The organism is Herbaspirillum sp. AP02 (assembly GCF_015767275.1).
Lineage (GTDB): Bacteria > Pseudomonadota > Gammaproteobacteria > Burkholderiales > Burkholderiaceae_D > Herbaspirillum.
In genome coordinates this window covers 533,494-556,929 of sequence record NZ_JADWMY010000002.1, presented here as the reverse complement: position 1 = coordinate 556,929, position 23,436 = coordinate 533,494, and the positions used below count along the sequence as shown (strand labels likewise).

Below are 23,436 nucleotides of genomic sequence, written 5' to 3'. Positions count from 1 at the left end.
TCCTGGGGGCGGGCGTGATCATGCGCGAGGAAGGCAATGTGCGCGGCATCAACACCGCCGCCACGCTGTGGGGCTCGGCCGCAGTCGGGGCGGCGGCGGGCGCCGACCTGATCCTGGAGGCGATCCTGGCAACCATCTTCGTGCTGGCAGCCAATACCCTGCTGCGTCCGGTGGTCAATACCATCAACCGCAAGCCGCTGGACGTGCCGTCGGTGGAAGTGACCAACACCCTGCACCTGATCGTGGAAAGCGAGCACCAGAAGCACGTACTGGCCGCCGTGACCGACATGCTGGAGCAAAGCCGCTATCCCCTGCACGACCTGGAGGTGCGTCCCTTTGCCGAGGACGAGGTGGAAATCGAGGCAACCCTGGCGGCTACCTCGGTCAATGGCGACGAACTGGACGCGCTGATCGAGCGCCTGCTGGCCTTGCCGGCCGTGACGCAGGCGTTCTGGAGCCCGAGTACGACCGATTGACCTCCTTCAATATGTAGTTTCCGTACGACAAATTTCCCATTTTGCGAGGAAAATTGTTCTACAATATTGGCAGGGGGAAATAAAACATGCTCATCATCTGGCAAGGCCTGGGTTTTCTGGCCATTCTTATTCCGGTCGTGATTTCGGCGCTGGCGCAAGCCACTTCGGATTCCATCTTCGAACACGGCTTCTACACAGCGCATCCCATGATGCAGATGGTGGCGCTGCTCATCGCGGCGGCCGCGGTATGGGTGCTGGGCGCCAGGCTGAATAATCAGCCCGGGCAGATCCTGGTCGATCCCAAGACCGGCCAGCAGATCGAGTTCAAGAAGAAGCACACCCTGTTCTGGATTCCGATGCAGTGGTTCTCGACCGTGATTGCGGCCATTGCCATGGTGGCGGCGTTCAAATAATCCCGCTCCGGCCGGGCTGAATTAAGCCCATCAGCCACCTTCACCCAGCCTCAACCACCCGCTCCGCCATGGCCCTTGCGGCTGTTCACTGGCGGTCGACCCTGAACTGTCCGCGCAACCACCTGACCGGTGCGCCGATGACGGGCAGTTTCTGCCAGAGTTCTTCGGCGGCATCCCAGTAGTCGCGATGCTCGCTCACGAGGCCTTGTGCGTCGAAGCGGAAATGCGTCACCCCCAGCACCGTGTAATGCCGGCCCTTGAGCCGGAACTCGAAACGCCAGGTGGCGAAGGCCTGCCCGCCCTGCCCCATGCGCTCCAGGATCACAAAACGCGGATCGTCGGTGGTGGCGAACATGTGCGCGAAGATGGCGCGGATGGAGCGTATCCCCTTGACGTCATTGAACGGGTCCTTGAACAGGGCCTCGGCCGCATAGAACTCGTCGATCCGTTCCAGGCTGGTGCGATCCAGCGCGGCATACCATTCCAGTAATCGGTCCAGGTTCTGCATCGTCAGTTCAGCAGGAAACGTTGAAACAGCAGGAAACGCAGTCGGAACGGCAAGAGCCGCAATATCTTCAGCCAGGTCGTGAAGCGCAGCGGGAAATGGATCTCGAAGCGGCCTTCGGCAATGCCGCGCCAGATGGCGCTGGCGGCTTGCTGCGGAGTCTGGATGGCTGGCATGGGGAATGCGTTCTTGTCGGTCAGGTCGGTCTTCACGAAACCCGGGTTGATCAGGTAGACATTCAGGCCTCTGGGCCGCAGATCGCTGTAAAGAATTTCCGCCAGGTTGATCAGCGCCGCCTTGCCCGGACCATAGACGGTCGCGCCGGGCAGGCCGACATAACCGGCCACGCTGGCCACCAGCGCAATGCCGCCGCTGCCGCGTGCCAGCATGTCCGGCAGCGCCGCACCGAGCGCCGAATAGACGCTGGCGAGGTTGGTGCGGATGGTGTGCTCGGCTTCGTCTTCCTGCACTTCCCAACTGCGCTCGGGCCGGTATTTGGCGGCGCAGAAGACCAGCAGGTCGATGCCGCCGAAGGCTTCCACGATGCGCGCATGCTGGTCGCGCCAGGCAGTGTGGGAGAGCACGTCGAGCGGCGCGATGAAGGCGTTCTTGTGGGCCGCGGCCACTTCCTGCAATACGTCGCCGCGGCGCGCCGAGAGCGCCACGCGTGCACCGGCCTGCAGGGCCTGGCGCGCCAGTTCGGCGCCGATGCCGCTGGAGGCGCCGACCAGCCAGATGCGCAGGCCGCGCCAGTCGCTGACGGGCTGGTTCATGGGACCGAACAGCACTGCCGGCCGCGAGATCGGGGCGCGTTCGGCCGTGGCCTGCTTGGGCAGCGGACTGGTGTGGAGGCTCATACCCCCTCCTTGCGGAAGAACAGCGTGACCTGGCCGACTTCAACCCCGAACTTGCGCATGCTGGTGCGGTTGATGAGGGTGCGCTCATCCATCTGGTACATCCAGTCATCCATCTGGACTTCGTATTGCTTGTCGTCCACTGGCAGCAGCAGCGTGTAGTTCCAGTGCAGGGCGTTGCCGGTGGTGTGGCCGATGGCCTCGCCGATGACGTCACCGGCGCGCCCGCGCCAGCTGTTGTCGGGCTGGCGCACCAGGGTCCAGACGCGGGTCTGGGTCTGGCCGTCGTCATAGCGGAAGCGCTCGTCCAGGGTCAGGGTATTGCCCTCGACGCTGCCGGTGACCACGACGTGGAAGCGCCGCGCCACCTCGCCGCCGCGCTTCTGGAACATGCCCCAGGCCTCGGTACGGCCCTTGAAGAACACCGCCGGGTCGAACACCGGGGTCTTGCCGGCATAGTCGGACAACTGCTGCGAGGCACAGCCGCCCAGCGCCAGTGCCGACATGGCGAGCAGGATCAATGCCAGCCAGCTCCCCAGACGCGCCAGACTTTCCTTGCGCACAGCGATGGCATCCATGACTCACTCCTTTTGCAAGAGGAACTGCACCACATCGGTCTGGCCTTCATCGAAGCCGACTTCACAGAACACGTAATACAGCTGCCACAGGCGACGGAAGCGTTCATCGAAGCCCTGGGCGGTGATGGCCTCGCGCCTGGCCAGAAAGGTCTCGTTCCAGCGGCGCAGGGTTTCGGCATAGTCGCGTCCGAAATGGAAGCGGTCGCGGGTGGCCAGGCCAGCCCGTTGGGCGCCACGCGAGAAGCGTTCATGGCTGGGCAGCATGCCGCCGGGGAAGATGAATTCGCGAATGAAGTCGGCGCTGTCGCGGTAGCGTTCGAAGACGGCCTCGTCGATGGTGATCGACTGGATCAGGGCGCGACCGCCCGCTTTCAGGCGTGCTCCAACCGTATCGAAGTAGGTCTGCCAGAAACGCTCGCCGACGGCTTCGAACATCTCGATGGAGACGATGGCATCGTATTCGCCGTCCAGGTCGCGGTAGTCGCATAGCTCCAGATGCGCCAGGTGGTCCAGCTGCTGTTGGCGCAGGCGTTCCTGGGCGAAGGCCAGTTGCGCGGGAGAGATGGTCACGCCGTGCACGCGGATCCCCAGGCGCGCCGCATGCTCGGCAAAGCCACCCCAGCCGCAGCCGATCTCCAGCACCCGGTCGCCGCTGCACAGGCCGAGCTGGTCGATGATGCGCTGGTACTTGGCCGCCTGCGCCGAGGCCAGGCTCTGGCCGGGCTGGCTGAAGATGGCGCTGGAGTAGGTCATGCTGGGGTCCAGCCACAGCTGGTAGAAGTCATTGCCCAGGTCGTAATGCGCGTGGATATTGCGGCGGCTGCCGGTGCGCGTGTTGGAGCGCAGCAGGTGGCGCAGGCGATACCACCACGACGCCAGGCGACCGCCTTCGACGGCACTGGAGAGCGCCTGGCGGTTGCGCATGGCCAGGCGCAGCAGTGCGGCCAGGTCAGGGGTGTCGACCCAGCCGTTGCCGTAGGCTTCGCCGAAACCGATGTCGCCGGCACGCAGGATGGCGCTGCAGGCGCGCCAGTCGAGGATGCGCAACTGCGCGCTGGGCGGCTGGCGCAGATCACCGAAGGTGAGCGTGGTGCCATGTGGCGTGATCAGCTCCAGGTGACCGTGATTCAGCCGTTCCAGCATCGCCAGGAACAGGCGGGCCGACATGGAGCCGATGCGCCGGCCAGGGGTCTGCAATGCGGGGCTATGGTTCACGATAGGGTTTCCTTTCCGGAGGGTGTTCCTGTGGCGCTGCTGCGTTCGGGCTTGCTGAACCAGGGCACGCGCTTGCGCCACAGCAGCAAGGCCTGCCAATGAATGCGGGCGACCACGCCGAGGGTGAGCAGCGGCTGCGCGCACAGTGCGGCAAAGGCCGTGGTGGTAGTCAGGGGCTGCAGGTGGCCACCGATGGAGGTGCGCATCAGGGGCTGCAAGCCAGTGCCCACCTCGGCGGGTTGGCCGAGGTCGTAATAATCGATGCCGACGAAGGCGGTGTCGTCTTGCTCAGCACGGCGGCCAGCATGGTCGCGGAAGCGGAAGCGATAGAAACCACGCACCTCGCAGAAGGGCGAGACATGCATCAGCTTGTTGCAGAGCAGGCGCGTGTGTTCATCGATCACGCCCTGCCCCGGGGCCGAGAGCAGGTAGTGCTGGGTCTCGCCAAAGGTGCTGTTGACCTCGGCCAGGACGGCGCGCAAGGCACCGTCGCGGTCGTGACAGAAAAAGAAACTGACCGGGTTGAACACGAAGCCGAACAGGCGCGGGAAGGTCTGCAGCCAGATGGCACCCTCTTGCGGCAAGCCGGCCTGCTGCAGATGGCCGCGCACCCAGGCGCCGAGGTCGCTGCCATCACGCGGGCCATAGTCACGGGTACGCACGCACATCAGCCGCCGGCGATCCACGCCGAACCAGGCGTTGTTCACCTCGACGGTGCGCGCCAGGTCCAGGCGCACGCAAAAGACGGGATAGACAAACCGGTGCCGCACCGGACGCAGGCGCTGGTGCATCACCTGCCCGCTCAGCAGCAGCGCGGCAGCGTCGGTAAGGTTGCGGGCGGCGTTCACAGGCTCGCCCAGTCCGGCAACACGCCGAAGTCCTGACTCACCCGCAGCGCCGATTTCAAGCCGTCTTCATGGAAGCCATAGCCGGTCCAGGCGCCGGCAAACCAGGCCCGGTGGCGCCCCTGGATCTGCGGCAGGCGCCGCTGGGCATCGATGGCGGGCTGGTCGAACACCGGGTGCTCGTAGTCGAAGCGGCCCATCACTGTGGCCGGATGCGGTGCCTGCGGCGGGTTCAGGGTGAGGATGACGTCAGTCTGGCAAGGCAGGTCCTGCAGGCGGTTCAGCCAGTAGCTCACGCAGACCGCACGGCGGCCGTCGTCGTGATGCGAGCCCAGGTAATTCCAGGCCGACCATACCTTCGGCAGCACCGGCATGAGGGTAGTGTCGCTGTGCAGCCAGGCGGTATTGGCCTGGTAGCGCACAGCGGAGAGCAGCTGATGTTCCTCGATGGTGGCGTCCTGCAGCAGGGTCAGCGTCTGCGGGGCGTGGGTGGCGAAGACGACGGCGTCGAACTGTTCCTCGCGTGGCTCGGCCCCGCCGCTGCGCACCAGCACGCCGCGTTCGTTGCGGGTGACGCTGTCCAGGCGGCTGCCCAGGCGCACATCGTCGAGGGTGGCGGCGATGCGACGTACATACTGGCGCGAGCCGCCGCGCACGGTACGCCAGCGCGGACGATTGTTCACCTGCAGCAGGCCGTGATTGATGCAGAAGCGCAGGAAGGTGGCGGCCGGGAAATCCAGGATGTCCGAGGGCGAACTGGACCAGATGGCGGCCGCCATGGGGATCAGATAGGCATCGCTGAACAGGGCGCCGTAGCCGCCCTCCTTCAACAACTGGCGCAGGCTCACCGGGTGGCCATCGCAGGCCGCCAGGTTGGCATGGGCGGCGCGGTTGAAGCGCAGGATGTCGCGCAGCATGCCCAGGAAGGACGGCTGCAGCAGGCGCTTGCGCTGGGCGAAGACGGTGTCCAGACTGGTGCCGGCCCATTCGAAGCGGCCCTCATCCATCGAGACGCCGAAGGACATGTCGGTGTCGTAGGTCTCGACCTTCAATTCATCGAACAGGGCGATCAGGTTGGGATAGGTCCAGTCATTGAAGACCAGAAAACCCGTATCGACCGGGAACGGTACGCCCTGCGGCGCGATGTCGACGGTATTGGCATGCCCGCCCAGGGTGGGCGCGGACTCGAACAGCACCACCCGGTGCCGGCGCGCCAACAGATAGGCACTGGCCAGGCCGGAAATGCCGGCGCCGATGACGGCGATGCGCTGTCCTGATGCCTGCTCGATGGCTGCTGTACCTGGATTCATGAAATCTTGTCCACCTGTGTCTTTGTTTTTGGGGTGCTGCCCTCAGCCGGGCGGCGCCTGCCGCCTGGACTCTTTTTGTCTGCCGGTCTGCTATGGCGTCGTAGTATTGCTACCCCGCCGCGATTTAGGTGCTAAGATTACTACCAAAGAAAAATAAAATCTACCAATTAGTAACTTAAACTACCAATGAGTATTTTCGGCAAACTGAGCTTCAAGGATCAAGCCTTCAAATTACGGGAAAACGCCATCCTGGACGCTGCCACGTCGGTACTGGGCAGCAAGGGCTATGACCTGATGACGATGGACGATGTCGCCGGTGCGGTGGGTATCTCCAAACCCAGCCTGTACAAGCATTTCAAGTCCAAGGAAGAATTGGTCGGCGAGACCATGATCCGTCTCATCGACGGTGCCATCGACCAGCTGGCGCAGCTGGAGGGCATCCCCAGCCCGCGTGGCAAGCTGGAGGCGATGCTGGAATGGGCGTTGCGGGTGCGACTGGAGGGCGGCCTGCCCTTCCTGCCGTCGACCAGTGCGCCGGTGCGCGACATGCTCATGCGCAACGTCAAGTATGTGATGCGGGTGCTCAAGCTCAACGGCCAGCTGGAAAAGCTGGTCAAGGAAGCACAGAAGAGCGGCGAACTCGACGCCGCGCTGCCCAGCGATGTGATCCTGTACAGCTACTACGCCCGCACCTGTGATCCGGCGGTGGACTACCTGCAGAAGTTCAGCAAGATGAGCACGGAGGACATCGTGAAGTACATGCTGCACGTGGCCTTCAACGGTTTCACGCGGGATTAGGCAAGCAAAGGGGTCGCCCTAGACCAGGCCGTAGCAGCGCGCGGCCGTCTGCCCCCACAACTGTTCCTGTTCGGACGCCGACAGCCGGGTCGCGGCCCACTCCCTCACCACCCCGGCCACCTTGGCATAGGAGGCGGCCAGCAGGCAGACCGGCCAGTCCGAGCCGAACATCAGGCGCTGCGGGCCGAAGGCGTCCAGCGCCGCATCCAGGCAGAGCACGATATTGTCGTAATCCTTCTGGCGCAGACCACGCTGCCAGTCTGCCTCCGTGACCAGTCCCGACAGCTTGCAGGCCACATGCGGCAAGGCCGCCAGGGCGCGCAGGTGGCGCTTCCAGTCGGCGAAGACCGCCTCGCTCTTGCCGAAATCGGCCAGGGCCGGCTTGCCCAGGTGATCCAGCACCAGCCAGTGGCGATCATGACGGGCGCAGAAGCCCTGCACCTCCGTCATCTGGCGCGCATAGATCAGCACGTCGTATACCAGGCCATGTCGCTGCAGCCAGCCGATACCGGTATTGAAGGCGGGAGCATCGACGAAGGCGCTCACATCGGTCTCATCCTGCAACTGGTGGCGAAAGCCCACCAGCTTGTCGCTTCCCCATCGCTCCACATTGGCCGCCAGATGTGGCGAAGAGAGATCTTCCCAGCCGACCACGCCGGCGATGCGTCGGTTACTGCGTGCCAGATCGAGCAGGAATTCGGTCTCCTCGCGGCCGGCGCGGGCCTGCACGGCGATGGACTGTTCCAGCCCTTCGGCGGCCAGCACGGGCTGCAATTGGCCGGGCGTGCGGTCGCAGGCCAGCAGCTCCATGCCGCGGCCGATCCAGGGGTAGGCGTCGGGCTGGTAGAACCAGAAGTGCTGATGGGCGTCGATGCGATGCGGCTTCATGATGGTCTCTTCGAGGGGCAGGACTGGGACGGATCGCCGGCGGGCGTGGTACCGGACCGGCAGACGGCATGCGGAAAAGGAATACGGAAAAACCGGGCGCCGCCGTGGGCGACGCCCATGTCCAGGGACGAGGGAGGCCGGGGGCCTCCGGCCAACTCATGTCAGATCACGTACGTCGCGATCAGTCGTACAGTACGGCCGCGATCTTGGCGTCGTCGATGTTGCTCTTGTCGTACCAGTAGAAGCCAGTATCGATGACCTTGGGCAGCTTCTCGCCCTTGATCGCCTTGACCGCCGCTTCCACCGTCTTGTAGCCGATACCCACCGGGTTCTGGGTGATGGCGCCGGCCATCACGCCTTCGCGGATCGCATCCTTCTGCTGCTTGCCGGAGTCATAGCCGATGATGATGATCTTGCGCTTCATTTCCTTCACGCCATTGACCACGCCGATGGCCGAGCCTTCGTTGGTGCCGAAGATGCCCTTGATCTTGGGATAGGCCTGCAGGATGGACTTGGTGACTTCGGTGGATTTCAACTGGTCGCCGGCACCATATTGCACGCTGACCACCTTGATCTTGGGATAGTTGGCCTTGATGCGTTCCAGGAAGCCGTCGCGGCGGTCGATGCCGGTGCGGCTGGTCTGGTCGTGGGCGACCACGGCGACTTCGCCTTCCTTGCCCACCAGTTCGGCCATCTTGTCGGCCGCCAGCGCAGCGGCGGCACGGTTGTCGGTGGTGGCGGTAGTGACCGGGATGTCGCTATCGACACCCGAGTCGAAGGCCACCACCGGGATCTTGGCGGCCTGCGCCTTCTTCAGCAGCGGAATAGCGGCCTTGCTGTCCAGGGCGGCAAAGCCGATGGCCTGCGGCTTCTTGGCCAGCGCGGCGGAGAGCATGTCGATCTGCTTGTCGACCATGGCCTCGGTCTCGGGACCTTCGAAGGTGACCTTCACCTTCAGGTCCTTCCCGGCCTGGTCGGCGCCGGCTTTCACGGCCTGCCAGAACTGGTGCTGGAAGCCCTTGGAAATGAGCGGCACATACACTTCCTGCGCCTGTGCGGCCGAACCGCCGACAGCGAAGGCCAGGCCCAGGGCAGCGCCCAGTAGTTGTTTCTTGAACACGGTAAGTCTCCTTTTGTTATCGATGATGGAGTGCCGGACATTGGCGTTGCCCGGCGGGGCTTGCATTGCTACTGCGAATACTGCTGCTGTGGCTGATGTGGATACCGGTTCAGGCGCGACGACGACGGCGCAGGATGTCCAGGTAGACCGCCAGGATGATGATCACCCCGGTCACCACCGTCTGCCACTCCTGCGCCACCGACATGATGCGCAGGCCATTGACCAGCACGCTCATGATGAAGGCGCCGATGATGGTGCCCATGATGGTGCCGGTGCCACCCGAGAGCGAGGTACCGCCGATCACCACGGCGGCAATGGCGTCCAGCTCGTAACCCTGGCCCAGCGCCGGCTGCGCCGAGTTCAGGCGGGACGCGATGATCAGGCCGGCGATGCCGCAGATGGCGCCCGAGAAGGTATAGACCGCGACCTTCCAGAAATCCACCTTCACGCCCGACAGGCGCAGCGCTTCCTCGTTGCTGCCCAGGGCGAAGGTATAGCGGCCGAACACCGTCTTGTTGAGGATGATGGAGGCGCCGATGGCCACCAGGAACAGGATCAGCACCGCATTGGGAATCGGCAGCGCCGGGATCAGGTCGCCGATCAGCGAATCCTGGGCGATGGCAGAGAAGCCTTCGGTATCGTTGAAGTAGATCGGCCGTGTGCCGGAAATCACCAGCGACAGGCCTTTCAAGAGCATCATCATGCCCAGCGTGGCAATGAAGGGCGGCACCTTCAGCTTGGCGATCACCATGCCGGAGACCCAGCCCGAGAGCGCACCGAAGAAGATCGCGGCGGCGATGCCCAGTGGCAGCGGCATGCCCCAGTTGGTCAGCACCACCCCGGCCATGACGGCACAGAAGGTCATCATGGTGCCCACCGACAGGTCGATGCCGGAAGTGATGATGACGTAGGTGCAGGCGATGGCCAGCACGCCGTTGACGGCGGTCGATTGCAGGATGCTGACCAGGTTGTCCACTTCCATGAAATTGGGCGAGGCGACGCTGAAGAACACGATCAGCAGCAGCAGGCTGGCGAAGGCCAGCAGCTTCTGGCGGGCGGCCGGGTTGAACAGGCGGGCGCGCAGGCCCGAGGAGGAAGCGGTATTGGCCATGGTGGATGCGGACGCTGCGGAATGGATGTTGTTTGCCATGATGGTTCTGGTCTCTGGTAAGGAAGGGGGCGCAGTGCGGCCCGGCCGACTAGTGCGGCCCGGCCGACTAGTGCGCCACCGCCGGCTCGCGCTGCGTGGCCAGTTGCATGATGTTTTCCTGGGTCGCCTCGGCGCGGGTGAGCTCGCCGGTGATGCGACCTTCGCACATCACCAGCACCCGGTGGCTCATGCGCAAGACCTCCGGCAGTTCGGAAGAGATCATCACGATCGCCTTGCCCTGCTCGGCCAGCGCATCGAGGAGTTTGTAGATTTCGCTCTTGGCACCGATGTCGATGCCGCGCGTGGGTTCATCGAAGAACAGGATGTCGCAGTCCCGCAGCAGCCACTTGGCGATCACGATCTTTTGCTGGTTGCCGCCCGAGAGCAGGCGCGCCTGCTGTTCCACCGAAGGCGTCTTGATCGCCAGTTGCCGCACATAGCCCTGCGCCACCTCGCGGATGGCGCGCTGGTTCATGAAACCGGCGCGGGTAAAGCGACCCATGCTGGAGAGCGCGATGTTGGCCTGCACGTCCATCCCCACCGCCAGCCCGAAATGCTTGCGGTCTTCCGAGAGATAGCCGATGCCATGCGCCACGGCATCGGCCGGCTGCCGGATCACGGCCTTGCCACCGTGGATGATGATCTCGCCGGACTCCAGCGGGTCGGCGCCGAAGATGGCGCGCGCCACCTCGGTGCGGCCGGCGCCCATCAGGCCGGCGAAGCCGAGGATCTCGCCCTTGCGCAACTGGAAGCTGACATCGCGGATGGCGCGGCCGCGATGGAGCCCGCGCACTTCCAGCACCACCTCGTTGGCGGAGGTATCCGGCGGGGTACGTTGCTCGCCCTCCAGGGAGCGGCCGACCATCATGGAAATGATGCTGTCCATGGAAGTCCCCTGCATCGGCACGGTGGCGATATACCGGCCGTCGCGCATGACGCTGACGCGGTCGGCGATCTGGCGCAGCTCGTCCATCTTGTGCGAGATATAGACGATGCCCACGCCTTGCGCCTGCAGGTCGCGAATGATGCGGAAGAGCTCGGCGATCTCGGCGTTGTTCAGGGCCGCCGTCGGCTCGTCCATGATGAGCACGCGTGAATCGAAGGACAGGGCCTTGGCGATTTCCACCATCTGCTGACGCGCCACGGTCAGTTCGCCGACCGGCGTGCGCGGGTCCATCTCCAGGCGCATGCGGGCAAAGATGGCAGCGGTCTGGCGGTTCAACTGGTCTTCATCGATGACCAGACCGAAGCCCTTGCGCGGCTCGCGGCCGATGAAGATGTTCTGCGCCGCAGAGAGGTGGTTCATCAGGTTCAGTTCCTGATGGATGATGCCAATACCCAGCGCCTGTGCCTGGCGCGGCTCACCGATCTGCACCGGCTTGCCGTCGAGCAGGATCTCGCCGCTGTCGCACTGGTAGACGCCGGAAAGGATTTTCATCAAGGTCGACTTGCCGGCACCGTTCTCGCCCATCAGGGCGTGTACCTCGCCGGCCACCAGGTCGAACTGGCAATTGTCCAGCGCCAACACGCCCGGAAAACGCTTGCTGACGTTACGCAGCGCAATCAGCGGGGGTGCCGATGCGACTGCTTGTTTGGATGTCTCATTCTCTTGTTGCATGCTCACCTCGGATGCGGATGCATTGCCGGCCCCTGCTGCCCGGGCCATCGTTGACGCGACTCTGCGGTCGCTGCCTGCTGCCTGCCACGTGTTACGTGCTTTTGCTACCTGCCACGGCTGGCCGGACCTGGTCCGCCCCTTCCGCAGCGGTCCTAGTCCGGCTGTTCGGACAGATCGAAGATGCGCGTCATCGGCACCCACTTCTGTCCGGCCGGCGTCCAGGGCGTGGGCGCCTGGAAGCGCCACATCAGCTCTTCCCAGGCGCGCACCCGAGGATCGGTGCCGGTCGCTGCTGCCATGGCCGCAGCGTCGAAGACGGCGTCATCGGTTTCCATCACCATCATCATGCGGGTACCGAGCCGGTAGATTTCCATGCCGGTCACGCCATGCGCCTTCAGGTGTTGCGCAATCTCGGGCCAGATGCGCCGGTGATGCTGTTCATACTCGGCGATGAGCGCCGGGTCATCCTTCAGGTCCAGTGCCAGTACGGTACGCATGCGGGCCTCAGCTCAGGGCGCGGTCGAGATGGGTGTAGCCCCCATCGACGAAGATCCACTGCCCGGTGGTATGCGAAGAGCGGCCCGAGAGCAGGAAGACGGCCATGTCGGCCATTTCCTCGGAGGTGGTGAAACGCTTGCCCAGCGGGATCTTGCTGGTGATGGCCGCGAGCTTTTCCTCGGGATGCTCGAACGAGGAAATCCAGCGTTCGTAGAGAGGGGTCATCACCTCGGCCGGAATCAGCGCATTCACGCGCACGCCATCGTCCAGCAATGCCGCCGCCCACTCCCGGGTGAGCGACAACTGCGCCCCCTTGGAGGCGCAATAGCCGCTGGTATTGCCCTGGCCGGTGAGCGCGGTCTTGGACGAGACATTGACGATGGCGCCACGCGTGGCCTTCAGGTGCGGCACGCAGTAATGGGCCATCACGTAGTAATGGATCAGATTGCGCTCCAGCGAAGCAACGAACTGGCCGCGGCCGGCTTCCAGCCCGACGCTGTCATTGACGCCGGCATTGTTGACCAGTCCATCCAGGCGGCCGAACCGCTGCACGGTCTCGGCCACGGCCTGGGCACAGCGGGCTTCGTCCTGCAATTCCAGCTGGAACAGGGTGGCGTGCGGCTGCAGCGCGGTCAGCCGGGTCCAGAATTGCGGCTCCGGTTCGCTGCGCGCAAACACCACCGGAATGGCCCCTTCGGCAGCCAGTTGCATGCTGATCGCAGCGCCGATGCCGGAGGCGCCGCCGGTCACGATGACGACCTTGTCTTGCAGGTTCAGATCCACTTCAGTCTCCGTATTTATTTATATCGTTTTCCTGGTTTCGCCGCCTGGCCGCAAGCTAGCCGTAACCTAGCCGCGAAAGCGGTACTGCTCCAGCGATTCCGGCTTCATCTCGATCGAGAAGCCCGGCAGGCTGGGCGGCATGTAGGCGGCGTTGCGGATCACGCAGGGGTCGACGAAATGCTCGTGCAGGTGATCCACGTATTCGGTGACGCGGCCCTCCTTGGAGCCGGAGATGCACAGGTAGTCGATCATCGACAGATGCTGCACGTATTCACACAACCCCACGCCGCCGGCATGCGGGCAGACCACCTTGCCGTACTTGGCGGCCATCAGCATGACCGCCAGGATTTCGTTGACGCCACCCAGACGGCAGGAGTCGATCTGCACCACGTCGATGGCATCGCGCATGATGAACTGCTTGAACAGCACACGGTTCTGGCACATCTCCCCGGTGGCGACCTTGACTGCACCGATGCCTGCACGGATCTTGCGATGACCTTCCACATCATCCGGGCAGGTCGGTTCCTCGATGAACCAGGGCTTGGAAAATGCCAGTTGATTGACCCAGTCAATGGCCTGATCCACTTCCCAGACCTGGTTGGCGTCGATCATCAGATTACGCTGCGGGCCCAGCACTTCGCGGGCGATGGTGACGCGACGCTTGTCGTCGGCCAGGTCGCGCCCGACCTTGAGCTTGACATGGTTGAAGCCCTGGTCGATGGCCTCCTGGCACAGGCGGCGCAGCTTGGCGTCGTCATAGCCCAGCCAGCCGGCCGAGGTGGTGTAGCAGGGATAGCCTTCCTGCTGCAGGATGCGCAGGCGCTCGGCCTTGCCCCCTGCCTTCTCGCGCAGCAGGGCCAGGGCCTCGTCGGGGGTGATGCAATCGGTGATGTAGCGGAAGTCGATGGTGCGTACCAGCTCCTCGGGCGTCATGTCGGCCACCAGCTTCCATACCGGCTTGCCTTCGGCCTTGGCCCACAGATCCCAGGCGGCATTGACCACCGCGCCGGTAGCCAGGTGGATGGCGCCCTTGTCCGGGCCGATCCAGCGCAGCTGGCTGTCGGAGGTAACGTGGCGCCAGAAGCGGCCCATGTCGGCGGCGATCCATTCCAGGTCCAGGCCGACCACGAGGTGTTCCATGGCGCGGATGGCGGCGCAGCAGATTTCATTGCCGCGACCGATGGTGAAGGTCAGACCGTGGCCTTTCAGTTGCGCATGGTCGGTGTCGAGGATGACGTAGGCGGCGGAATAGTCCGGGTCGGGATTCATCGCATCCGAACCATCCAGTGATTGCGAAGTGGGAAAGCGCACGTCCAGCACGCGCATGGCGGTAATCTTGGTCATCGGTCTCTAGCGTGATGCCGCTGCGGGCCGGGTGGCGCCTCGGGCTCGGGCGCTGCCACTGCTTGCCGCTGGTCGGCGGGGCTGGCCGCTGGGGGCGGTTGCCCGTTGTCGTCGTCTCCGGGGACTGGCCCCTTGTTCGTTTTACTCACAAATAAAATTTGTTTTTATCTGTGAGTGACACAGCATAACCTCGATTATCCTCCTATTGCCGGGCCAGCCCGATGAAGTTTCGATATCGATCGATATCATTTTATGGATATCAAAACAGCAATCTTTTGCAAATATATAAAAAATAATTTTACAAATAAAACGCGTTGGCGATCAAAAATCCCCTACAATCCGGCCCCAGAAACCAGCGGATTCTCCCTCCGATTCCGCCTTCCCGCCCGCCAACAACACCCAGGCTGCCATGCCCAGAACCAGGAAAATCACTCCTCCCGACACCCCTGCGCTGCCAGCCGTTGTCGCTGCGATCAACGACGACGACGAGCTCGGCAGCAGCCACGACAGCACCGGTAGCAAGACGCGCTATGCCGCGCCGGCGCTGGACAAGGGACTGGATATCCTGGAACTGTTGAGCCGCTCTGAGCAGATGCTGACGCTGAACCAGATCTCGCGCCAGCTGGGTCGCAGCGTCAACGAAATCTTCCGCATGGTGGTGACGCTGGAGCAGCGCGGTTATCTGATCGCCGACAACGACCATTACCGGCTGTCTCTGAAACTGTTCGAGCTGGCACACCATCATCAGCCGATACGTTCGCTGGTCAGCACTGCCCTGCCCCACATGCGCGAACTGGCCAACCGCGCCATGCAATCGACGCATCTGACGGTCTATGAGGCAGGACGGGTGATCGTGGTGGCGCAGGTGGACAGCCCCGAGCGTTGGGCCTTCGGGCTCAAGGTGGGCGCGCTGGTGAGCCTCACCGATACCGCTTCCGGCCATGTGCTGCTGGCCTTCCGCGACCAGGCCGAACAGGCCAGCATGCTGGCCGCGCACGTACGCATGGATGGTGAACAGGAGATCGAGACGGCGCAGCTGATGCGGCAGATCGAGGACACCCGCAAGCGCGGGCATTCGCGCATGGAAAGTCGACAGATCCGGGGCGTGATCAACCTGTCCTATCCGGTGATGGGCGCCAACAATCGCATGCTGGCCGCGCTCAATATTCCCTATATCGAACGCATCGACAAGAAGGTCAACCCCAGCCTGGACGAGGTGCAGGGCATCGTCCAGGAGATTTCGGCGCGGTTGTCGCGGCTGATGGGGGATTCGAGTTTCGGCGCCTGAGGCCGGCGCCAGCTGCCGGTGCTAGCCGGCGAAACGCACTTCCGGCAGGCCACGCACGCCGGTCTCCGGCACGGCGAAAAGCGCACCGGCCAATGCATCCTGCTCACGCTGCCGGGCCGTCATGCCTTCATGGGCCGAGGTGACGAACAGCGTATCGAGCGCGCCGCCGCCGAAGGCCACACAGGAAGGCTGGGCGGTCGGCATGTCGACGATGCGATCGATACGGCCATCGGGCGCAAAGCGCACTACCCGCGCACCACCCCATTGCGCGTTCCAGACATAGCCGTCGGCGTCGACGGTGGAGCCGTCGGGACCGCCCGGCTGCTGCGCCAGATCGGCAAACACGCGCTGGTTGGCGACGACGCCGGACGCCGGATCGTAGTCGCAGACCATGATCTTGCCTTCCATGGAATCGCAGTGATACATGCGCGTGCCATCGGGACTGAAGCAGATGCTGTTGGAAATGGCGATACCCGGCAGCGGCAGGCGCTCCAGGCTCAAGTCGGCATTGAGGCGATAGAAGCTGGCGATGGGTGCGCGGCCGGCATCTTCATTCAGCGTGCCGAAGACGAAGCGACCCTGGCGGTCGCAACGACCATCGTTCAGACGCGTGCTCGGCAGGTCATCCTCGATACGGCAGATCGGCGTGATGGCGCCGGTACTGAGGTTGAAAAAGGCCAGGCGCGATGCCAGGCCGATCAGCAGGCGTTCGGGATCGGAGGTAAAGGCGAAGCAGCACAGCCGCTCCGGCATGGGCCAGCTGCGCGTAGCGCCGCTTTGCGGATCGTGGTTCCACAGGCGCGAGGCGTGGATGTCGGTCCAGAAGACGGTTTGCGAGCGCTCGCACCAGAGGACGCCTTCGCCCAGTTCATGATGTCCATCGACCAGCAATTGCGCATTCATCGGGTTTCCGCCTGCAAATCAATTAAATGAAATAAATAAAATAAACGATATAAAACAACATCAATGTCCTGACCACGCTGTTGTGCGTCGGCCACAAGACAAAAAAGGGTGGGCTTGCGCCCACCCTCAACTACATCAAGACCACCTCAGGAAGGATTACAGATACTACGAGATCGTTACATCAGAACGAGTGGGCGATACCGAAGTAGCCGCCGGTCTGACTGGTTCCCTTGCCACCGCCGGTCGAGCTGTCGGCTTCGAGTGAGTAGTTGGCGTTGTTGCCGTTACGCATGGTGCCGCCACCAACGTACAACAGGGTACGCTTGGACAGGAAGTAGTTCACGCCCGCCATGAACAGGTTGGCACTGCCGTTGCCGTTGTTAGCATTGACGTGGAACACCGAACCGACCAGTTGGAACTGCGAGGTCACGTCGTAGTTCGCACCGAGCCAGTAGTGATTCACGCGATCCGGTGCGCCGCTGGCGGTATTGACGTCAGGTGCACGCAGGTTCTCGTAGCCCAGGAACAGCTTCAGCTTGTCGATCTTGTAAGTACCGCCCAGGATCAACTCCTTGGAGGTGTCATAGACGTCGGTATAGCGACCGTTGGGATCACGCACGACGTCGTAGATACCGCGCAATTCCAGGCCGTTGTTCTGGTACACCAGCGACAGACCGTCCTTGCGACCGTACTTGGTGCTCGTACCGCCCTTGTTGAACGAACCTGCTGCCTCGCCCAGGCTGGTTTGTACAGTTGCGCCGAAACCGCCGAAGGTCGGGGTGGTGTACTCGATCACGTTGCTGGCGCCAGGCCAGTTACGACCACGTACCAGATTGGCGGTACCGATCCATTGCTGGCCGGTTGGGTCCAAGAACCAGACGTCATTGTTGATGAACAGGTTCTTACCCAGCTTCAGCGTACCGGCGCTGGCAGAGGACAGGCCGACGTAGGAACGACGATTGAACAACGAAGTGCCGCTGACATCGGTACCGTTCAGGCCACCGGTGGTGGAGCCAAAGCCCGATTCCAACAGGAAGAAGGCATTGTTGCCGCCGCCCAGGTCTTCCGTGCCCTTGAAACCAATCATGCTAGTGCCCCACTGGTTGCTGGCAGAGCGGACTCGAGTACCCGTAGTACCAGAACCATCGTTCTTTGGTACGTTAGTCATGATGTCGACGCCTGCGACAACACGGCCGTAGATAGTGACACTGCTGGTCTGCGCCTGCGCCTGTGCCGAGAACGCTCCCATCAGCGCGAGCGCGCACAGGGTCTTTGCTCCAATAAAGGATGGCTTCACTTGCTTCATGAATAGTCTCCGTGGATATTGCTGTTTAAATTTTTGTCGTCGGTGGGCTTGGTCGTGCAGCTTTGCACTTCAGACCCCTTGAATCCTGACGGACTCCTGACGGTCTCCCAACTTTTTGTTTTGATGCTGCCCGACCTTCTCTTCTTTCATTCCGGCCCTATGTTCGTTGTCCTGTACAGTCCGGAATGTGGCTAGATACTAAGTATTCGGTTCATGTCTTTCCAATGAAATCTTTAGCAATTCCGATATGCGATTTGATATCATGAATTTCTAATAAAAAAATCATTGAAAAAATTTAGAACACCGTCCCCGGAGACTTATGAAAAACAGTGACCCGAACTGGTTTCTGAGGGCGCGATTGAAGACCCGCCAACTCCTTCTGCTCATCGCCCTCGACGACACCCGCAACATCCATCGCGCCGCCAGCGAACTCAACATGACGCAGCCGGCCGCCTCCAAGCAGTTGAAGGACCTCGAGGACATGCTCGGCGTGTCGCTGTTTGAGCGCCTGCCGCGCGGCATGCGGCCCACCATCTATGGCGAGGCCATGATCCGCCATGCGCGCATGGCCCTGACCAGCCTGTCCAAGGCGCATGAAGACATCGTGGCGCTGAAGTCGGGCCTCTCCGGCCAGGTCGATGTGGGCGTGATTCTCTCGCCCGGCATGGCATTGTTGCCACCGGCCATTGCCCGAGTGAAGGAACAGGCGCCGATGTTGCGTATCGGCGTCGAAGTGGAAAGCAGCAACATCCTGCTGTCGCGCCTGCTGCATGGCGAACTGGACTTCATCATCGGCCGCATCCTCGACGAGGAAGCCCGCAGCGGCCTGCTCTACGAAGAGCTGGCCGACGAGCCGGTGTGCGCCGTGGCGCGGGTGGGACATCCCTTCCACACCCGCAATGACCTGAGCCTGGCCGACCTCGCCGGCGAAGCCTGGATCATGGCGCCCAAAGGCAGCATCCTGCGCGCGCGCTGCGACCAGATGTTCCGCGAACAAGGCCTGGCACCGCCCTCCAACGTGGTCGATACCACCGCCATCCTGTTCATCACCAGTCTGTTGCAGCAGACCGATTTCATCTACGCCATGCCCACGGAAGTAGCACGTTATTACACCCAGGCACGCCTGATGGACATCCTGCCCATCGAACTGCCCTGCCGCATGGCTGGTTTCGGCATCATCACCCGCCAGGACAATTTGCTCTCGCCGGGTGCCAATCTGGTGCTGCAGGCCATCCGCGAAGTGGCCAAGATGATCTACTGATCCACATCCTCGCCAACCCGCGCATTGTGCACTGCCGGGGTGGCGGAACCGCGCCGAGTTTTATTAAGAAATGTAAGGAAGAGTAAGCCGATCTGAAAATTCAAAAATCACGGTTACTCGAAACAATTCTAAGCGCATCAATTCATTAAAAATTCGCAGCAAAAAAACAACACTATAACGCGACAAAAAACTTAGTTTTTCCGAGTTGTATGACAGCCCGGCCCCATCCGAACAAAAACGGGAATACGCCGCAAAAAAAAGAGTCGCCAAATGGCGACTCTTTTTGATGCTCCACGCAAATTCACGCTAAAACAGCGGAATCGATCCTGCCTTACACCCAACCGGCATCGACGATGAATTCCTGCGCGGTGCACATCGCGCTGTCATCGGCGGCCAGGAACAGCACCATGCGCGCCAGGTGCCAGGGCAACAAGTCGTCCTGCAGGCACTGGTTGCGTGCAATGGCCTTCTTGCCTTCTTCATCCAGCCACAGCTTGATCTGGCGCTCCGTCATGACCCAGCCCGGTGTGACGGTGTTGACGCGGATCCGGTGCGGACCGAGGTCGCGCGCCAGACCGCGGGTCAGGCCCAGGGTCGAGGCCTTGGCCGTGGTGTACACCGGGAATCCGCCGCTGGACTGATGCCAGCTGATGGAACTGAAGTTGATGATGGAGCCGCCGCCACGACGCTTCATGCCGTCCACCACCGCTTGCACGGCGAAGAAGGACGGGCGCTGGTTGATGGCGATGCGGTCGTTCCAGTAATCGAGGGTCACGTCTTCCAGCTTGTGACGTTCGTCATTGGCGGCGTTGTTGACCAGCACATCGAAGTCACCAAGCTCACCCTGCAGCTCGGCAATGGTCTTCTGGAATGCCGGGATGTCGCGCAGGTCGCAGTGGCGGAACAGCGGCTTGGGATAGCCGGCGCTGGCCAGCTCATTGCACAGTGTCTCGCTGGCTTCGCGGGCGATATCGACGAAGGCCACGTGCGCGCCCTGTTGCGCAAACGCCTCGACAATGGCCGCACCAATGCCGGTGCCGCCGCCGGTAATGAAAACGCGCTTGCCCTTCAGGCTGGGAAAATTCGCCAGCTGCACGTTCTGGGGAGTATTGCTCATAGGGTTTCCTTGCTGGCCGGTGTCATGCCGATGCCGACACCGGCGCTGTCTTGTCGTGATGGATCAGTGCGAATGCTTGGGAACGGCTGCGCCACGGCAGCCGACCAGGAAGTCGAAGTCGCAGCCTTCGTCGGCCTGCAGCACGCGGTCCACGTACAGGGACTGGTAGCCGCCGACCATTTCCGGCTTGCGCGCCGCCAGTACCTTGGCACGTTCTGCCAGGCGGCGCTGCATTTCCTCTTCACTGATGTCGAGCTGCAACTTGCCGGCATAGGCGTCCAGTTCGATGAAGTCGCCATCCTGGACAATGCCCAGCGGTCCGCCGGCAGCCGCTTCCGGCGCCACATGCAGGATCACCGTGCCATAGGCGGTGCCGCTCATGCGGGCATCCGAGATGCGCACCATGTCCTTGACACCGGTGGCCAGCACCTTGGGCGGCAAGCCCATGTTGCCCACTTCGGCCATGCCCGGGTAACCCTTGGGACCGACATTCTTCATCACCAGCACGCAGGAGGCATCGACATCCAGGTCCGGATCGTTGATGCGTTCCTTGTAGTGGTTGAAGTCCTCGAACACCACGGCGCGGCCGCGATGCTTCATCAGTTCTGGGGTGGCCGCCGAGGGCTTCAGCACCGCGCCGCGCGGCGCCAGGTTGCCACGCAGGATGCAGATGCCGCCATCCTCGATCAGCGGCTTGGCCAGCGGACGCACCACTTCGTCGTTGTAGATCGGCGCGTCCTTGACGTTGTCCCACATGGTCTTGCCGTTCGCCGTCAGCGCATCCGGATGCGGCAGCAGGTCGGCTTCGCCCAGGCGGCGCAGCACAGCCGGCAGGCCACCGGCGTAGTAGAACTCTTCCATCAGGTAGCGGCCCGAGGGCTGCAGGTCAACAATGGTGGGAGTGCCGCGGCCGATGCGGGTCCAGTCTTCCAGCTCCAGGTCCACGCCCATGCGGCCGGCAATGGCCTTCAGGTGGATCACGGCATTGGTGGAACCGCCGATGGCGGCATTGGTGCGGATGGCATTCTCGAAGGCCTTGCGGGTCAGGATCTTGGACAGGGTCAGACCTTCCCAGACCATGTCGACGATACGCATGCCGGACAGGTGCGCCAGCACGTAGCGGCGCGCATCGACGGCCGGAATGGCCGCATTGTGCGGCAGCGACACGCCTAGCGACTCGGCCATGCAGGCCATGGTGGAAGCCGTGCCCATGGTGTTGCAGGTACCGGCCGAGCGCGACATGCCAGCTTCGGCGGCCATGAAGTCATGGATGGTGATCTCGCCGGCCTTGACCTGCTCCGACAGTTGCCACACCACCGTGCCCGAACCGATATCGCGACCCTGGTGCTTGCCGTTCAGCATCGGACCGCCGGTCACGACGATGGCCGGCACGTCGCAGCTGGCCGCACCCATCAGCAGGGCCGGGGTGGTCTTGTCGCAGCCGGTCAACAGCACCACGCCATCGATCGGATTGCCGCGGATCGATTCTTCCACATCCATGCTGGCCAGGTTGCGGGTCAGCATGGCGGTCGGGCGCAGGTTGGATTCGCCATTGGAGAACACCGGGAACTCCACCGGGAAGCCACCGGCTTCGATGATGCCGCGACGCACGTGTTCGGCGATCTTGCGGAAGTGCGCATTGCAGGGCGTCAGTTCCGACCAGGTGTTGCAGATGCCGATGACCGGCTTGCCCTGGAATTCGTGATCGGGGATGCCCTGGTTCTTCATCCAGCTGCGGTACATGAAGCCGTTCTTGTCGGCAGTACCGAACCAGCCGGCCGAGCGCAGGGTGCGGCTCTTGTCTTTTTTGTCGCTACTCATTGTTGAATTCCTGACTGAAGGAAACGGAAGGATCTGGTGGTCCCGAATGCAAAAGGCGGGCAACCCTGCCCGCCTTGCTCATCCGGATTACTTGTTCTTGTTGTAGACGTCGAAGCACACCGCCATCAGCAGCACGAAGCCCTTGATCATCTGCTGGTAGTCGATGCCGATGCCCATGATGGACATGCCGTTGTTCATCACGCCCATCACGAAGGCGCCGATGACCGCGCCCATCACCTTGCCCACGCCGCCGGAAGCCGAGGCGCCGCCGATGAAGCAGGCCGCAATCACGTCCAGCTCGAAGCCCAGGCCGGCCTTGGGGGTGGCGGTGTTCAGGCGGGCCGCGAAGATCAGGCCGGCCAGCGCCGCCAGCACGCCCATGTTGACGAAGGTGAAGAAGGACACGCGTTCGGTCTTGATGCCGGACAGCTTGGCCGCCTTCTCGTTGCCGCCCACGGCATAGACGCGACGGCCCAGGGTGGTGCGGCTGGTGACGAAGCTGTACAACACCATCAGGGCGAACATGATGATCAGGACGTTGGGCATACCGCGATAGGTCGACAGCAGGTAGCTGAAGGCGATGATGGCGGCAGCGAACAAGCCGTTCTTCAACATGAAGAACAGGACCGGTTCATCTTCCATGCCATGCTTGGTCTGCTTGCGACGGCCATGCAGCTTGACCAGCACCAGCACGACGGCGGCCAGTACGCCGACAATCAGCGAGGTGGTGCGGAAGCTTGCATTGTCCGTCAGTTCCGGGATGAAGCCCGAGGACAGCATCTGGAAGGTCGGCGGGAACGGGCCCAGGGACTGGCCCTGCAGCAGCGCCAGCGCCATGCCCTTGAAGACCAGCATGCCGGCCAGGGTGACGATGAAGGAGGGGATCTTGAAGTACGCGATCCAGTAACCCTGCGCCGCGCCGATCAGGCCGCCGGCGATCAGGCAGACGATCGAGGCCGGCACGAAGCCCCAGCCATAGTCCACCATCAGCACCGCTGCCAGCGCGCCGATCAGGCCCACCACCGAACCCACCGACAGGTCGATGTGACCGGCCACGATCACCATCAGCATGCCCAGCGCCATGATGACGATGTAGCTGTTCTGCAGCACCAGGTTGGTCAGGTTCAGCGGACGCATCAGCGTGCCGTCGGTCATGATCTGGAAGAAGGCCATGATGGCCACCAACGACATCAGCATGCCGTATTCACGCATGTTGTTCTTCAGGAAGCTGCCGTAGTCCTTCTTTTCGGCAGCGCCGCTGGTGACGGCCGGTTTCTTGCTCACGTCAATACTTTCCATTGTCTTGCTCCTCAGGTGCTCTCTGGTCTTTATGATGAATGCCGCC

23 protein-coding genes are annotated in these 23,436 nt (G+C 62.7%); 5 read left to right on the top strand and 18 right to left on the bottom strand.

Annotation, left to right across the window (positions count from 1 at the left end):
- On the top strand, positions 1 to 476 hold a 476-nt coding region (locus I5R65_RS08530), incomplete at its 5' end, for an MgtC/SapB family protein (protein ID WP_196872163.1).
- Positions 477 to 562: 86 nt separating this feature from the next.
- Positions 563 to 889, top strand: a complete 327-nt coding sequence (locus tag I5R65_RS08525; protein ID WP_180666265.1) for a hypothetical protein — start codon at positions 563 to 565, stop codon at positions 887 to 889.
- Between the two features lie 85 nt (positions 890 to 974).
- Here I5R65_RS08525 and I5R65_RS08520 read toward each other — a convergent pair whose 3' ends face one another.
- The 6 genes from I5R65_RS08520 to I5R65_RS08495 are packed head-to-tail and all read right to left on the bottom strand — an operon-like array spanning position 975 to position 6,196.
- Positions 975 to 1,397: a nuclear transport factor 2 family protein gene (locus tag I5R65_RS08520; RefSeq protein WP_180666263.1), complete on the bottom strand. Its 423-nt coding sequence runs from the start codon at positions 1,395 to 1,397 to the stop codon at positions 975 to 977.
- A 2-nt stretch (positions 1,398 to 1,399) separates the two neighbouring features.
- Entirely contained in the window at positions 1,400 to 2,251 is an 852-nt protein-coding gene (locus I5R65_RS08515; protein WP_180666261.1) for an SDR family NAD(P)-dependent oxidoreductase, read from the bottom strand.
- Positions 2,248 to 2,826, bottom strand: a complete 579-nt coding sequence (locus I5R65_RS08510) for a DUF3833 domain-containing protein (protein WP_180666259.1) — start codon at positions 2,824 to 2,826, stop codon at positions 2,248 to 2,250. The genes I5R65_RS08515 and I5R65_RS08510 overlap by 4 nt, the downstream gene beginning before the upstream one ends.
- 3 nt (positions 2,827 to 2,829) lie before the next feature.
- Entirely contained in the window at positions 2,830 to 4,041 is a 1,212-nt protein-coding gene (locus I5R65_RS08505; protein WP_180666257.1) for a cyclopropane-fatty-acyl-phospholipid synthase family protein, read from the bottom strand.
- Complete coding sequence (locus I5R65_RS08500) at positions 4,038 to 4,889, bottom strand: DUF1365 domain-containing protein (protein WP_370460915.1); 852 nt, start codon at positions 4,887 to 4,889, stop codon at positions 4,038 to 4,040. The genes I5R65_RS08505 and I5R65_RS08500 overlap by 4 nt, the downstream gene beginning before the upstream one ends.
- Complete coding sequence (locus I5R65_RS08495) at positions 4,886 to 6,196, bottom strand: NAD(P)/FAD-dependent oxidoreductase (protein WP_180666255.1); 1,311 nt, start codon at positions 6,194 to 6,196, stop codon at positions 4,886 to 4,888. Before I5R65_RS08495 ends, I5R65_RS08500 begins: the two co-directional genes overlap by 4 nt.
- 186 nt (positions 6,197 to 6,382) lie before the next feature.
- Here I5R65_RS08495 and I5R65_RS08490 point away from each other — a divergent pair, with 186 nt between their 5' ends.
- On the top strand, positions 6,383 to 6,994 hold the full coding sequence (locus I5R65_RS08490; protein ID WP_180666253.1) for a TetR/AcrR family transcriptional regulator: 612 nt from the start codon (positions 6,383 to 6,385) through the stop codon (positions 6,992 to 6,994).
- An 18-nt stretch (positions 6,995 to 7,012) separates the two neighbouring features.
- Here I5R65_RS08490 and I5R65_RS08485 read toward each other — a convergent pair whose 3' ends face one another.
- From I5R65_RS08485 to I5R65_RS08455, 7 genes are all read right to left on the bottom strand, one after another.
- Complete coding sequence (locus tag I5R65_RS08485) at positions 7,013 to 7,882, bottom strand: amidohydrolase (RefSeq protein ID WP_180666251.1); 870 nt, start codon at positions 7,880 to 7,882, stop codon at positions 7,013 to 7,015.
- A 181-nt stretch (positions 7,883 to 8,063) separates the two neighbouring features.
- Complete coding sequence (locus tag I5R65_RS08480) at positions 8,064 to 9,002, bottom strand: ABC transporter substrate-binding protein (RefSeq protein WP_180666249.1); 939 nt, start codon at positions 9,000 to 9,002, stop codon at positions 8,064 to 8,066.
- 109 nt (positions 9,003 to 9,111) lie between these two features.
- Complete coding sequence (locus I5R65_RS08475; RefSeq protein ID WP_370460919.1) at positions 9,112 to 10,113, bottom strand: ABC transporter permease; 1,002 nt, start codon at positions 10,111 to 10,113, stop codon at positions 9,112 to 9,114.
- A gap of 106 nt (positions 10,114 to 10,219) precedes the next feature.
- Positions 10,220 to 11,770 carry a sugar ABC transporter ATP-binding protein gene (locus I5R65_RS08470; protein WP_180666247.1) on the bottom strand — a complete coding sequence of 517 codons (1,551 nt, stop codon included), beginning with the start codon at positions 11,768 to 11,770 and terminating at the stop codon, positions 10,220 to 10,222.
- A gap of 152 nt (positions 11,771 to 11,922) precedes the next feature.
- Positions 11,923 to 12,267: an L-rhamnose mutarotase gene (locus I5R65_RS08465; RefSeq protein WP_180666245.1), complete on the bottom strand. Its 345-nt coding sequence runs from the start codon at positions 12,265 to 12,267 to the stop codon at positions 11,923 to 11,925.
- A gap of 7 nt (positions 12,268 to 12,274) precedes the next feature.
- A complete protein-coding gene (locus tag I5R65_RS08460) occupies positions 12,275 to 13,051 on the bottom strand; it encodes an SDR family oxidoreductase (RefSeq protein WP_180666243.1) in 777 nt (258 codons plus the stop codon).
- Positions 13,052 to 13,117: 66 nt separating this feature from the next.
- Positions 13,118 to 14,395 carry an L-fuconate dehydratase gene (locus I5R65_RS08455; protein ID WP_180666241.1) on the bottom strand — a complete coding sequence of 426 codons (1,278 nt, stop codon included), beginning with the start codon at positions 14,393 to 14,395 and terminating at the stop codon, positions 13,118 to 13,120.
- Between the two features lie 409 nt (positions 14,396 to 14,804).
- Here I5R65_RS08455 and I5R65_RS08450 point away from each other — a divergent pair, with 409 nt between their 5' ends.
- Positions 14,805 to 15,683 (top strand): IclR family transcriptional regulator, encoded by an 879-nt coding sequence (locus tag I5R65_RS08450; RefSeq protein ID WP_180666239.1) that lies wholly within the window; start codon positions 14,805 to 14,807, stop codon positions 15,681 to 15,683.
- Between the two features lie 21 nt (positions 15,684 to 15,704).
- Here the strand turns inward: I5R65_RS08450 and I5R65_RS08445 are convergent, their stop codons facing one another.
- Positions 15,705 to 16,586 carry an SMP-30/gluconolactonase/LRE family protein gene (locus I5R65_RS08445; protein WP_180666237.1) on the bottom strand — a complete coding sequence of 294 codons (882 nt, stop codon included), beginning with the start codon at positions 16,584 to 16,586 and terminating at the stop codon, positions 15,705 to 15,707.
- Positions 16,587 to 16,767: 181 nt separating this feature from the next.
- Positions 16,768 to 17,892, bottom strand: coding sequence for a porin (locus tag I5R65_RS08440; protein WP_180666235.1), 1,125 nt, complete (start codon positions 17,890 to 17,892; stop codon positions 16,768 to 16,770).
- A 319-nt stretch (positions 17,893 to 18,211) separates the two neighbouring features.
- Between I5R65_RS08440 and I5R65_RS08435 the strand changes: the two genes are divergently transcribed.
- Positions 18,212 to 19,153 (top strand): LysR family transcriptional regulator, encoded by a 942-nt coding sequence (locus I5R65_RS08435; RefSeq protein ID WP_006465191.1) that lies wholly within the window; start codon positions 18,212 to 18,214, stop codon positions 19,151 to 19,153.
- A gap of 331 nt (positions 19,154 to 19,484) precedes the next feature.
- Here I5R65_RS08435 and I5R65_RS08430 read toward each other — a convergent pair whose 3' ends face one another.
- From I5R65_RS08430 to mmsB, 3 genes are all read right to left on the bottom strand, one after another.
- Positions 19,485 to 20,270: an SDR family NAD(P)-dependent oxidoreductase gene (locus I5R65_RS08430; protein WP_180666233.1), complete on the bottom strand. Its 786-nt coding sequence runs from the start codon at positions 20,268 to 20,270 to the stop codon at positions 19,485 to 19,487.
- 63 nt (positions 20,271 to 20,333) lie between these two features.
- Positions 20,334 to 22,091, bottom strand: a complete 1,758-nt coding sequence (locus I5R65_RS08425; protein ID WP_180666231.1) for an IlvD/Edd family dehydratase — start codon at positions 22,089 to 22,091, stop codon at positions 20,334 to 20,336.
- A gap of 87 nt (positions 22,092 to 22,178) precedes the next feature.
- Entirely contained in the window at positions 22,179 to 23,390 is a 1,212-nt protein-coding gene (gene mmsB, locus I5R65_RS08420) for a multiple monosaccharide ABC transporter permease (protein ID WP_180666229.1), read from the bottom strand.
- Positions 23,391 to 23,436 lie beyond the last annotated feature (46 nt).